This window comes from Paraglaciecola aquimarina, assembly GCF_032464635.1.
In the GTDB taxonomy this organism is placed as follows: domain Bacteria; phylum Pseudomonadota; class Gammaproteobacteria; order Enterobacterales; family Alteromonadaceae; genus Paraglaciecola; species Paraglaciecola aquimarina.
Map to the genome: position 1 here is coordinate 2491178 of NZ_JAWDIO010000002.1, position 13739 is coordinate 2504916.

General features: G+C 44.4%; 8 protein-coding genes and 4 pseudogenes. 1 reads left to right on the top strand and 11 read right to left on the bottom strand.

All coding sequences use genetic code 11. The features are described 5' to 3' along the window. The first annotated feature begins 9 nt into the window (after positions 1-9). The gene (locus RS130_RS12440) at positions 10-840 is read left to right on the top strand and encodes a sterol desaturase family protein (RefSeq protein ID WP_316026206.1); all 831 of its coding nucleotides are present in this window, start codon (positions 10-12) and stop codon (positions 838-840) included. On the opposite strand, the gene RS130_RS12445 is transcribed toward RS130_RS12440, so the two are convergent. From RS130_RS12445 to RS130_RS12495, 11 genes and pseudogenes are all read right to left on the bottom strand, one after another. Then, a complete protein-coding gene (locus RS130_RS12445; RefSeq protein ID WP_316026207.1) occupies positions 827-1447 on the bottom strand; it encodes a CDP-alcohol phosphatidyltransferase family protein in 621 nt (206 codons plus the stop codon). The genes RS130_RS12440 and RS130_RS12445 overlap by 14 nt on opposite strands. Before the next feature lie 66 nt (positions 1448-1513). Further along, a complete protein-coding gene (locus RS130_RS12450; protein ID WP_316026208.1) occupies positions 1514-2194 on the bottom strand; it encodes an ATP-binding cassette domain-containing protein in 681 nt (226 codons plus the stop codon). Then, positions 2178-2807 (bottom strand): ABC transporter permease subunit, encoded by a 630-nt coding sequence (locus RS130_RS12455; protein WP_316026209.1) that lies wholly within the window; start codon positions 2805-2807, stop codon positions 2178-2180. Before RS130_RS12455 ends, RS130_RS12450 begins: the two co-directional genes overlap by 17 nt. Beyond that, positions 2780-3352, bottom strand: a complete 573-nt coding sequence (locus tag RS130_RS12460; RefSeq protein ID WP_316026210.1) for an ABC transporter permease family protein — start codon at positions 3350-3352, stop codon at positions 2780-2782. Before RS130_RS12460 ends, RS130_RS12455 begins: the two co-directional genes overlap by 28 nt. Further along, positions 3349-3825 (bottom strand): ABC transporter permease family protein, encoded by a 477-nt coding sequence (locus RS130_RS12465; RefSeq protein WP_316026211.1) that lies wholly within the window; start codon positions 3823-3825, stop codon positions 3349-3351. Before RS130_RS12465 ends, RS130_RS12460 begins: the two co-directional genes overlap by 4 nt. Further along, a pseudogene (locus RS130_RS12470) lies at positions 3801-4912 on the bottom strand (ABC transporter substrate-binding protein). Before RS130_RS12470 ends, RS130_RS12465 begins: the two are co-directional and overlap by 25 nt. Before the next feature lie 64 nt (positions 4913-4976). Further along, entirely contained in the window at positions 4977-5906 is a 930-nt protein-coding gene (locus tag RS130_RS12475) for a DUF547 domain-containing protein (protein ID WP_316026212.1), read from the bottom strand. A gap of 9 nt (positions 5907-5915) precedes the next feature. Then, a pseudogene (locus tag RS130_RS12480) lies at positions 5916-8074 on the bottom strand (dihydrolipoyl dehydrogenase family protein). Between the two features lie 7 nt (positions 8075-8081). Continuing rightward, positions 8082-10442: pseudogene (locus RS130_RS12485) on the bottom strand (TonB-dependent receptor). Positions 10443-10814: 372 nt separating this feature from the next. After that, positions 10815-12577, bottom strand: a pseudogene (locus tag RS130_RS12490) (sodium:solute symporter family transporter). 11 nt (positions 12578-12588) lie between these two features. Beyond that, positions 12589-13728: a Gfo/Idh/MocA family protein gene (locus RS130_RS12495; protein WP_316026213.1), complete on the bottom strand. Its 1140-nt coding sequence runs from the start codon at positions 13726-13728 to the stop codon at positions 12589-12591. Positions 13729-13739: the final 11 nt, after the last annotated feature.

The following is a 13739-nucleotide window of genomic DNA, read 5'->3' on the forward strand; positions in this document are numbered from 1 at the left end:
TGAGAAAATATGCCAAATGAACTGTGGCTACGTATGGGTAGCTTTATTATTGTATTGATTGTCATGATGGTGTGGGAGGCTATTAGCCCCAACCTTACTTCTAAGGTGGCCAATTACAAACGTTGGTCGAGCAATTTTTTCTTGGCGTTTTGTGGCGCGATGACTGGTAGGTTATTGGTACCTGCGGGGCTTGCGGTGGTGGCGATTTTTGCAGATAAGCAGCATTTCGGTGTATTGAATATATTGCCAATCCCCGAGTGGACGGCCATAACCCTAGCGGTTATCGCTCTTGATTGCCTGATTTATTGGCAGCATAGGGTGTTCCACCGAGTGCCACTGCTATGGCGTTTGCATCGCGTACACCATGCTGATCCTCATCTTGACGCATCAACAGGACTGCGTTTTCATCCCATTGAAATAGCCTTGAGCTTAGTCATTAAAGGGGGCGCTATTATGTTATTGGGTGTGCCGGTGTTGGCTATTTTGATTTTTGAAATTGTACTTAATGCCAGCGCCATCTTTAATCATAGCAACATAACGCTACCTAACTGGTTGGAAAAGCCACTGCGTAAAGTGATTGTGACCCAAGCCATGCATCGTATTCATCATAGTCAAGTAGTAACAGAAACCGACAGCAACTTTGGATTTTGTTTATCCACTTGGGATCGATTATTTGGTAGTTATACTCACGAGGCTAAAGCGGGCGATCACGGCTTAACACTTGGCTTGCAAGAGTACAGCAAAGAAAGTGACAACACAGGCATCGGCACCTTACTATTGATGCCATTTCGAAAAAAGCCTAGGTCCTGCGCAGCTGAGAAAACAGCTAATCGCCTTTAGTGGCCACTAACGTGTGATACCCCAGCCAAATTCGAATAATAGCGGTAAGCCAACAAACAGCAGCAAATACCGATGCAATGAAAACGAACTGGCTTGGAAATAAACAAAATAAGCAAAGCACTAGAATGGTTTCGAAGCCTTCTGCCAAGCCGCCCATGTAATGCAGACTTTTTTGTGGGTAATTGGGGCTGTCGATTCCATGCTTACTGGCCATAATCGCAAAGGCTAAGAAGCTGCCACCAGTGCCCATAAATGACAACATCAAAAAGCTACCAGCTATGGCGTTGTCTGCTGGGTTGGCACAAATAAACGCAAAGACAATAGCCGAGTAGAATATGAAATCTAAGGTGATATCTAAAAAACCTCCGGCGTCAGAGGGCGAGGTTTCTCTGGCTATGGCACCATCTAATCCATCTCCTAGGCGATTGAGTAGGATCAAGCACAGTGCCAATATGTAATGTTCATAAATGATGGCCGGTACAGCGAGCATGCCAATAACAAAACCTATAACCGTCACCGAGTCGGCGGTTGCCCCGCGCTTTATTAACTGTTTAGCTGCGCCGCTTAAAGGCTTTTTTAGTCGTTGGTTTAAAATAGGATCTAGCATGGTTTACCTTGAGTTTTTGTCGCGAAAGGGCGAACGTACGGGGGTTAGTATAGGTTATGGCGAACCCTAAAGTGCTTTTTCACGGCTGTTAGGTTGAAAATATTCCGCTAAGTTTAGATGCTGCGCGTGCGCTGGAATGTTGTCAATATCATGACTTACCATGATACTAGGCACTCCTTGCTGTTGTAATTGAGCAAATGTCCACTGACTTACCTTGGCACTCGTACTTGGATCAAGTGCGGCAAAAGGTTCATCCATCAATAACGCCTGAGGCGCGTTGGCTAATGCTCTTACTAAGCCAACGCGAGAGCGTTCACCGCCACTTAATTGTTCACTAAAATGCTCTGCCACATAACCCATATCTATCTTATTCAGTAACGTCATCGCGGTATCGCGGCGCTGTTGTTTATTTTGCTTTTTACCTTGTTGATTGGTAATCGATGCAGGTAGTGCGAAGCAGATATTATCTAATACGTTTAAATGGGGAAAAAGATACACGTCTTGCATGAGTAAACCAATCCGGCGTTGCTCAACTTGTAGGTCGTTGAGCCGTTTTTTGTTTAATATCAGCTCTGCACTGATATTAGCATGTGCCATGTCGTCCCCTAACACCCAATGCAAAAATGTCGACTTGCCCATGCCGCTTGGGCCTGTGAGTACCAGTAATTCACCTTGTTCGAGTGTTATATCGGGTAATGCAATCAGTCCATTCGATGTATGTATTTGGCAATTATTGATGCGCAGCATCGAAACTTCCTCGTAGACGTTGGGCCAGCATACTGGCGATAAAAAAGGCAACAAAGGGCAGTAAAGCTTGTACTAACATGTAAACCGCTGTGATGTTTTGCTCGTTTCCTGATGCAATAGCGACAGCCTCAGTGGTAATAGTGGCAACACGTCCTGCTCCTAGCATTAGGGTGGGAATATATTGTGCAACACTGACCGAAAACGCGATAGCCAAAGCGCTAAGCAGAGCAGGCCGAAGCAACATAAAGCGAATTTTCCAGTAACGTTGCCAATAGGAATAGCCAAAGCTGGCTGCAACTAATTCATAATACTTATCCAGACTTTGAAACGGGCCGCGAAGGACTAAGTAGCTGTAAGCAAAGGTGAAAGGTAAATGGGAAAGAACTACCCATGCACTATTGTATTCAGCGCCTACATCCGTATGGGCGACTTGCCATCCATAGACCATACTAAGTTGCGGTAACAGTATGGCTAGTAACCATAGATAATCGGGTAAGTAACGTTTGTTTTGGTGCTGTAATTCTAAAGCGACTAAGGTCATCACAACACCTAATAGACTGCTAAGAAAACCAATATTTAAGCTGTTCAACAAAGGTTTTTGCATAAAAACCATTCATCTTGCCATAGTGCAGTGGACCAATTGACCGAGTTAAAAGAGTTTTGCGTGTTCCAGCCTAAAGACCACAGTAAAAAGGTGAGTAGTACCGCTAAGGTTAGTAAACTAAATAGCGCCAACCAAGCAGTGAATAACCGACTTAGGCGGGTAATGTGCATTGGATTGGCTAAAACGGCTAAGCTGCGCAGACGTTTGGCGGCTATCCATTCATGGCCATATATAGTGGCGACTAATACGCCAAGCATGAGCAACAGAAGTAGATTGCCTAGAAAGGCCATTGCCTGCTCATCGGCGGTGAAGCCCGTTTGCCAATTGTATAACACCACCGCATACAACTCAGGAATATTAGGGCCAATCAATAGGCTAATGTCCAGTACCGATAGCGTAAATGCCATCGCTGCGAGCAACGCCAATCGAGACTGTTTTAACATAGTGGGGAAAACCAACAGCCACCAACTGGCGCTTTCGCTGTATCCTAGCGCTCGGCCTTGCAGTAACCAGTTTTTAATCGCCAACTGACGACCGAATGCACTGAATATCAATAAAAAAACGGCACTTCTTTTATACTGATCGCGATTAACATGGTCAGCATACTTTTACGTCCTAAACCAAACCATTCAGGTGGACTACTTGCTGCTAAATCCCACAGGCCGCTCCACAACATTCCTGCCGGACTAAACAGATAAACCAAGCCTAAGGCTACGGCTAAATGGGGCAATGATAATAATGGCGCGAGGCGTTTTTCTAGTGCTTGCCAGCGAGGATTAAAACGATATTGGCTGTAAACGGTGAATGCTACATACAGCGCAATAATAGGTGCGAAGAACGCAAGAAACAGCGAACCAACAACCGATGATAGAATACCATTGTATGCCCAAAAAACGTCGACTTGTTGCCAAGAAATTGGCGATGAGGGCCATAAGCCCAGCACAATACCAAACACGGGAAGACCGGCGACAGATGCAACAAGTAGCCAGCCAGCAGCAAGGGTTAAGCGCCGAATCTTTGTTGCCATTTATCTTCAATGATTTGTTGCCAAGAGCTGTGTAACTCTTGCTGAGCAGGTAACGTTGACGCCGCATCCAGTAACGGTGTAATGACCGCAGGGTCCCCCCAACTACCTTTCAGCTTGCGCTCTTGCGCCAACTCGCTCAACAAAAAATGGATGACTACTTTCGCTCCCGCCGGGCTTTGCGCACCTTTAGGGATGGCTAAATTATGGCTGTTAGTCATCGCACCGTCAGCAAAGTACACACGTTTTGCGGTGTTAGTTATGCGCTTCTCATCTTGCTCTTTGCGTAATTGGTTGGGGTTAAAACTGACAGCGATGGTCTGCTGACGTTGTTGAAATAGAGTGAGTTGCTCTGTGTTTGAGCTAGGAAATGCTCTACCTTGTTGCCACATTAGTGGGTGAAGTTTATCTAGGTATTCCCACAAGATAGGCAGTAATTGCTGTTGTGCGGCAGGCGTAGCAAATTCGAATAAACGTTTATCGTTATGACTAAGGGCCACTAGTAGTTGCTTTAAAAAAGTCGTGCCATGAAATTCCGGTGGACGAGGGTAACTGAGAGAGCCGGGCTTTTGTCGCGCAGCCTCTAGAATACTGTGTGGGGTAATGGTCGGTTGAGCAAACACCTTATCATTCGCCATGATATTGAATTGCCCCACGCCCCAAGGTATTTCGAAACCGTCCATGGGAACGCCAAAGTCGTTGTTTAGTGAAAGCTGCTTAGTTGCGAGTAGTGCACTATTGGGAACCGCTGTGGTTAACTCGCCCAATAACAGTTGTTGTTCTTTTAGGAAACTAAAATTCTCACCATTGATCCAAAGTAAATCAATGGCACTTTTGCTGCCATCTTCTGCCTTTAGCCTGCTAACAGCCTCGCTGATATCCGCTACTTTTACATGGCGTAACCGTACTTTATAACGACTAGCAATTTCACGAGACGCCCAGCGTAAATAGTCATTGACAGGTTTCGCGCCCCCCATGCATAAAAATACACGGTTTCGCCCTGCGCTTTAGCTAAGGTTTGTTGCCATTGTTGGCTACTTTCTAACGCGGCTACCTTGGCTGCTAAGGGGGTCGCTGCTCTTGCCTTCATTGTACAAACAAATGTGAGTAGCAAAAATGCCGCTAAGGGAAAGGCACCAAATCGCCTTGCAAAGTTAAAAGTTAAGCACATCATTTAAACGCCAATCATAATCTTTAAATGATATGGGTAAGTCTTTCTTGTTAATAAGTTTTTTGAGCACGGTTGATTGTTTTTCATCTTTTATTAAAGCATCACTATATCGATTTAGTACATCATACAAGGAACTAAATCCAGCGTCGCCTTTTTCGAAATCTTGGCGATACCACTTAAAAATTGAAGAGAGAGAGGCTTCGGCATTTTGTCCATCTAACAAGATTTGATTACGACTGCTGTCGGCTAAAAATAACTGCATTTGATCATCAAGCTGTGCGTCTAATTTGCTGGCCACAAAAGCAGTATTTCGTAGAGGAGGGCATGATACTGCCGCGCAAACTAGTGCCCCATGAATACGCGGTTCCTTAAACCATTTACGTACCATTTCGTGTTCAATATCATCCAAATTACGTTTTTTGCCTAGCAAGACAAAAAACTCTTTTTCCCATGGGCTAGTAAACAAACTCCCCAAGTCGCGAATAGATTTGGCATCTCCTCGCTTGAACTCATCCCAGTTATCGATGATCAATTTTAAGGTAAAGCCATTGTAAGCATTGATTAAAAAGCTCAGCTTTTGGGGCTCACTCCAACTGTCATATTGGCTTTTATTGACCGCTGATAACGGTGATAAGGCGTTAATTAGTTGTGTGTTTTTGCTATTTAACTGTTGGTAATCAACGCGAGTTTGTAGGTTATTTTCAGAAACCCGCACCACTTGCTTAAGCAATTGATCATAATTCGCGTAATTATGATCAAACTCAGTTGCTTGAATATTGCTCGAAATAATGGTCGCTAGGGCTGAAGTGGTCAGTAGCACACCTTTGACGATACTATATAAAGTACGCTGCAAAGACGCCTTAGCGCCATTGCTGAGTACATTAGAGGGATGTTTGATAGTGTTGAATTTCATACAGTAGTCCTATTTTCGACGCCAAGTGTGCAAGCGTTCAAGAAAGTTCAGCACTTTTTCTGGTGCATGATCTTTCTTCCAATTGCCTGCAACGTTTTTGTTAGCTTCGGCCATGGTTGGGTAAATATGGATGGTGCCCAATATTTTGTTCAATCCTAAGCCGTGCTTCATGGCTAAAACAAATTCAGCTAATAATTCGCCGGCGTTAGCTCCCACTATAGTGGCCCCTAAAATTTTGTCTTTACCTGTATTTGGTGAGCACCTTAACAAAGCCGCGAGCGTGGTCATCGGCTAATGCGCGGTCAAGGCCGCCAATATCGTAGCGGGTTACTTCAACTTCAATACCTTGCTGCTTGGCTGACGTTTCATTCAACCCTACTGTGGCAATCTCTGGTTCAGCAAAGGTTGCCCAAGGAATGACGCTGTAGTCCACTTTAAATATTTTAAATGGCCTAAATAGCGCATTTACCGCAGCATACCAAGCTTGGTGACTGGCGGTGTGGGTAAACTGATAAGGACCAGCTACATCACCAGCGGCTAGTATATTAGGATACTTGGTTTGTAAAAATTCATTGGTTACCACAGTACGATCGGTCTCGATCCCCAATTTTTCTAAACCGAAACCAGTCAGGTTTGCTTGGCGTCCAACGGCGACTAAAATTTTGTCAAAAGGAATACGCTCCTCTTTGCCTGCAAATTCTACCACTAGCACATTGCCTTCGCTGGTGGTTTCAACCGCCAAAGCACTGGTGTTAAGGCGCAGGTCGATGCCGTCTTTTTCAAGTTGTAATTGTAAATGCTTAGCTGCATCAGGGTCTTCTTTGCTCAGTACTTGCTGGCCGCGTTCGATTTGTGTGACATGAGTCCCCAAACGACCAAATGCTTGAGACAATTCACAGCCAATTGGGCCGCCACCTAGCACTATCATACGCTTAGGTTGCTCAGTGATTTGCCATAAGTTGTCGGCAGTTAAATAGTCTATGTCTGTTAAGCCTGGAATATCTGGAACAAATGCTCGAGCGCCGGTGGCAATAACAATGTTACGGGTGGTCAATGATTCAACCCCGTTCTCTGTTTGAATGTCAACCTGCCAAGGCGAGACAATGGTTGCATTTCCAATGGCGACGTTGACCCCCAGTGACTCGTAGCGTTCAACCGAATCGTGTGGTTCGATGGATTTAATTACGCTGTGCACTTTATTCATGACGGCTTTGAAATCTATTTTGGGCGCATCGTAACTGACACCAGCACTTTGCGAAGTATGATGAATGTGCGCTAGCTTGCTGGCATGCAATAAACTCTTGGACGGCACACAGCCAGTATTTAAGCAGTCACCTCCCATTTTGTGGCGCTCAACCAAGGTCACTTTAGATTTGATTGCTGCTGCAATGTAAGCGGTGACCAAACCAGCCGAACCTGCACCAATTACCACGAGATTACGGTCGAACTTTTTGGGTTTTTTCCAGCCTTTGTAAACTCGGCGTTGCTGTAATGCACTAAGAATAAGCTTTGCTAATATGGGAAAAATACCTAACAGTACAAAGGATAGAATTAAGTCCGATGAGACAATGTCTGACAACTGGTTTATTTCTACTAACTGGGTACCGGCGTTGACATAAACCGCCGTGCCAATCAACATACCTAATTGACTCACCCAATAGTAAGTCCACGTTTTTATAGCCGTTACACCCATGACTAAGTTAATAATAAAGAACGGAAAAATGGGCACTAAGCGTAAACTCAATAAGTAAAACGCACCGTCTTTTTCGATGCCTTTGTCAATAGACTCTAGTTTTTTGGAAAAAGTGTTTTTCACCCAATCTCGCAACAAGAAGCGCGATGCTAAAAAGGCCAGTGTGGCGCCAATGCTTGATGCAAAAGAGGCTAGTAACAAGCCCCAGCCGAAGCCGAATAATGCACCTGCACCTAATGTAAGAATAGCGGCACCTGAGCACGCTTAAAGCGGTAGCGGCAGCATATATGGCTAAGTAGCCAATAAATGCCACTAACCAGTTTGCTTCAATATATTGGGCTAGTTCTTGCTGATTATTTTTAAGACTCTCAAGGGTAAGGTATTGGTTGAGGTCAAAAATGAAAAAGCTGGCGATGAGCGTGGTGATGACAATCACTAATATTGCACGTTTACTATTCGTTGGAGGATGATTCATGAGGAAACTAAGCCTTAAAGTTATAGGTATAGGTTAACTGAACATGACGGGGAAGTTCAGGGAAAACTAGGGTAGAACCGAAATAACCGCCTTCAAACACGGGTTGCCAATTTTTCTCGTCGGTCAGATTACGCACTTCAAGGCGCAAACTCGACTGCTCGTTAAGCGCCACGTTGGTATTGATGTTGATGGTTATTTGATCACGGATGAATACGGTAGCAAGGTAGTCCAGTGGATAACTCTTGCTGTAAATGGCCGATCCAGACAGATCCCAGTTATCGCTAATTTGATAACCTGCGCTGGCCGATACGGTTTGTTGTGGGATGCCTTGAACCCGTTGATTCGATGCCGAAAATCCAGCAAAGTTAGGTGCACCAATGCCTGTACCTTGGATGATATCTGGGCGAGAATTGTCAAAAGCGTCAGCAACTTGTTGCGAGTCTTGGGCGCTAGCTGAGTCATCATAGCGCGCATCTAAGTAGCTATAACCTAGGTTCGCCCACACGTTATCATCTTGATAGAACACTTGCGCTTCAAAGCCTTTGGCAATAATTCCAGTGTTGCTACCATCACGATTACGTAAACTGCGGCTTTGTTCGAACACAGATGCATCGGCATACCAAGGCGAATCAGCGGGCGAAAACTTCACACCTAGCTCGAATAGTTCGTTTTCTGTAGCAAAATTCAGAGGGTTGATTTTGTTGTCAGCGCCTAAAACGGTGCCACCACCCATACTGTTAGATGTGGCTTCGCTATAACTATATGTGCCGTAAGTCACAGTATCCTGATTGATATCAAAGCGAGCACTGGCTGAGCCAGAATATAACCACTTGTTAACGCTATCTTGGGCAGCAATTTGTCCTGATGGAGGTAAAGCATCGCGCGCAGTGACATCGTAGTAGTCGGCTCGTAAGCCAATGGTTGTACTAAAACGGCTAGTCCAGTTACTATCTTGCTCGGCGAATACACCCGTTTGCCAAGTTGTAGAGTCGGTGGTATCCGATAATGAAAAATCATTGACGCCATCATTGTCGATATCGTAATTACCGCCAGGTGATACAAATACCCCAGGGCGAAGCTCGACTAAACGCCCTTGTTGCGCTTGCGTCAGAGGAATACGTCTTTGTTCAATACTACCGAGCAAGTCTATAGGTAAGTCAGCCTCTGTTGTGAACTGACTAAAACCCAATACGTCGTTGTAACGTACGTCTACCCCCAAGTGGTGTGCTGTTCGTCAGACCAAGCTGAATGAATTTCAAGTCTGTTTTGCGCGGTTTTCGCCCCATCAATTATTTCAACAAAGCTGTTTTGTGCGATTTCTTCACGATCTAGATATTGAAAATAGCTGCGATTAGTTAGGGTATGTAGCGCATGTAGTTGACGCTCATAAGTGCTGTGAAATACAAAGGTTTGTGCATTATTAATGTTGTCTGGATCAGTCAACACTGTGCTGCGAGGAATGCTCACTTCGCCCGTTGGCGATACCACAGCAAAAGCGCCAAGGCACTAGCGAGCCATTTGGCTGTACGCCTTGACCGGTAATGTACAAGCCGTTGTCGATTAAGTTTTGTGTTGGGCGGTTAATACCGGCATTATCGGTAAAATCCACATTGAAATATTCAAAACTAAGATCCCAACTTGATTTGTTATCAGGTAGCAGTTTGTAGGCAATAAATAGGTCTTCACTTTGGTACTGGCTAAAATCGTAAAAGCTATTGTTGTCTATCACTTCTGCGCTAACACGAATGCCACTTTGACCTTCCTGTATTGCAGTATTTACATCAACTTGGGCACGATAGTGCTCCCAGCTACCGATACTTCCTTGAATTTTTAAATCAGTGCCCGACAAGGTGGCGGTTTTATTGGTTAAGTTGACAAAACCTCCATTTCGTTGTGTCGTCCCTAGAATGACAGAGGGTGCGCCTTTTACGACGTCTAGTTGACCCACACTGTTAAAGGATAACGGAATACCAAAGCCATTATTACCCGCTTGGCGACGCATACCTTGTTGAAATAATTCCCCCAATTGGCCGCGTATAGTAGGCAGGCTAGGGGCGCCAAAGCCGCTAGCCGAATACGTGTTAGGTACGAGCGTTAACACATCCTGGAGGTCATCGATGGATAGCTGCTCTAACATGTCATTGGAAATAGAAGTAAGGCTTCTGGCAATCTCTGTTAAATTTTTGTCTTTGCCAAATGGGCCATCAACTAGCGAGTTTTTAGGCGACATGACAAGTGCTGGCTGACTAGAACCTGTCACTACAATATGTTCGGTGCTTTCGCTGCTATTGTCTGGCTGTTGTGCGGCCACGGTACAAGCAAATACTAGGCTTGTACTTGCGATTATACTGTGTGATATCGATGGCATAATTTTCTCTTCAAAAAATGGTTCTGAGCTTAAAGACCTTTGCTCAGGGTTTTTTATTACAAATAGATTATCTTTTTTATTCCTATATTCTTTGTTCATCTAATCATCCCGCTGATTAGACGTCCTCGCGGGTAATCACGAAAAATTTCGTCACCGTGTAACATTTAGCTGAGGTTATGTAGACAAAAACACACTGAGCCATTGAATGATATTAATATTGCTTAGCTTAACTAGTGTTTAGCTTAAACGATACTTCTTATCCAGAACTCAGGTTAAGTAGATAGCGGGTAGATGTGTCAATATTGAGAGGCTAGGCATTGAGGTCATACTTATTGATTAGTTTAAGATTCAACATAACGCGCCTAAGCACCTTTAAGTGATGCTTGGCGTTTGTTTATGGGTGGCACTTCTTTTTAATAAATAGCCGATGCTGAATATTGCCAAAGCACACATGACAAACACTAATCGCCCCCATATTGGATTGGGGATCAACATCATAGCCAATACACCAATAGCCATGTACATGACCATAGAGCCAAGTTTTTGTCTTTGTTGCCTATCAAATTCGTCTTGTGCAAAGTCAGCAACAAAAGGTTTCTCGATATCTTTGAAAAACGCTTCGGTTGTGCTTTTATGCGGGTCCTTGTGTTCTTGGTAAAATAGGCTAGTTAAGCAAAAGAACCCGGCAGTAATCGTTAGATGGGCGGCAATCGTCAGAATGAGGTTGATATCTATCGACTCTCGTTGCGTAAAGGCTTGCTCTAAGCCGATTAATTGGTTAAATAATTGCGGCGTAAATATATCTGCCATAAACCAAGATACACCTAAGCCTAAAGCAACCGTGACCCACGGCGCCCATTGCGGAGTTTGCCTAATGAACAAACCAAATATAAGCGGGATCAAAAGAGGCACTTGGATCATGGTTGATACGTTCATCATCAAATCAAACAAGCTAAGTTCCTTCAATGATTTGAAAAATAAAGCTACGGCAATCACTAGTATTCCACTCACAAAGCTCACTATGCGGCTAACATTGAGCAGGTGCTTATCACTTACCTTTCTATCTTTTTTGCCAGAAGAGGTTGGTAAATACTTCTGACGAAAATTCCGGAGTTTTTGTTCAGTGCTGAGTCCATTGATGACATGGTCGCAGCAAATAGACCGGCTAATAGTAAACCGACTGTGCCTATTGGCATGGCGTTGCGAGTAAACACTAAATATACAGCGTCTGCGGCTTTTTTACCCAATTCAGGGTAAGCAGCAGCTGCATCTGGATAGAGGATTGCAGAAGCCCAAGGAGGGATAAACCAAACAATACTGCCGACCCCCATGAGTATCATCGCCAATAGCGCTGCTTTGCTAGCATTAGCGGAATCTTTTGCATTTAGGAATCGAAACGCGTCATGCATATTCATGATAGTGATCATTTGTTTTGCTAAGAAAAATACAAATGACGCCACCAGTATTAGGCCGTAGTTCATATCAGGGCCCATCACAAAATCCACTGGGAAATCACTCATCAGTGCAACAGGCCCACCTACTTTGACAAGGGCAATGATGGCACAGGCGATGGATATAACCGCCACCACTAAGGTTTGTACAAAATCCGACGCGACGACGCCCCAAGCGCCAGATAGCACAGAAACAAATAAAACGGTTAGGCCTGTGGCGATGATAGTAGCACTGACGTCGGCATCAAATACTACACTGGTAAATACACCCAGAGCGTTTAGCCAAACTCCAGCATTAATAAAACTAAACACAATTAAAGCCCATGAGAAAAACTGTTCGTTCTGGTTGCCAAAACGACGTTTAATGCCTTCGGTCGGAGTATCTACACGCATTTGACGAAAGCGTGCAGCAAAATAAGCCCAACCACAAAAATAAGCAAAGGTATTGGCAAAAAACACTAAGCTAATTGAAAAGCCATCAGTAAAAGCTTTGCCGGCACCACCGGTAAACGTCCATGCTGAAAATTGTGCCATAAATGCCGTTGAGCCAACCATCCACCAGAGCATGCGGCCGCCCCCACGAAAGTAATCACTGGTAGAGTTATTTGCCATTTTCTTAAAAGCAAAGCCAATCCCTATGACCAATATAAAATATCCAGCAATTACTATATATTCATAGAACATGTGTAGGCCTTTTATTGAAGGTGAGTAACGTCGACCCAATTATCATTTTTACGGATCAAATCAATAAGTTGTTGATATTGACTGCCTTCCTTAAATGTTTGATACGGCGCAACGGGTTCACCTTTAATGTCTTTGACTAGCTCTCTAATTAGATAACGCCAGTTTTTTTCGGTGTCTCCTTCGGCAACGGGAATGTCTTGGGCAATATCTTCTGGTAAGGGGAGTGCTTGCCACTCGTTGTTGTCGTCGTAAAAATACAAAGGTCCGCTGGCATAGTGACCCTTTATATAAATTGCACCAGCGCTGCCATAGATCACGATATGATCCTCGTGGAACCTTGGATGCAATCCTCCGTGCTTGAATAATACTGATACTGGTTTTTGTGCAATTTGGCTTTCGATTTGGGCTAGGACGGTGTAGGACCATTCAACATTGGATTCGCCCCACTTTAGAGACGGGTCATTTAGATCTCTGGGAATAAAATCTCGACGTTTCTTAAAGTTGTGAACACCATCAACTATGGGAGCTCTACCTAAGTCGTCACGAACTTCACCCATTATTGAGAGAATTTTTTCACCTATGATTGAGGTGACAATGGATAACTTGTGGGTGAAGTTATTATTTAGTCGGCCACCACCGTGCTCTTTTCGATGAGACCAGCCAAATGGAATATCCCGCTCAAGGTTGAAGTGCGAAACACACTCCACTTCTAAAGGTTCACCAATAGCTCCCTCTGCCACTAGTCGCTTGGCGTGGATCACGTCGGGCATGTATCTAAAGCTGGCAGCAAAAGCCGTCTTTACGTTTTTCTGTGTTGCTAGTTGATGCAGTTTTTTGGAGCTGTCGCCACTTTCTGTAAGGGGTTTGTCACAAAATACATGGCAACCAAATTCAATCGCTTGGCTAATGGCGTCAACGTGAGCACCACCCGGGGTAGCGATAGATACGACGTCAGGCTTACAGTCAGCCAAAGCTTGTTGCCAATCTGTGCTGGCGTAAGGTATGTTCATGTCTTTGGCGACGTGTTGGACGACGCTTTGGGTTCTACCGACTATGCCAACTACTTCTGCACCCATATCACGGAATGCTTGCGCATGCCCTTGGCCAGCAAACCCGGTGCCGTACACCAATACCGATATATTTTTACTCATGTGATTTTTCT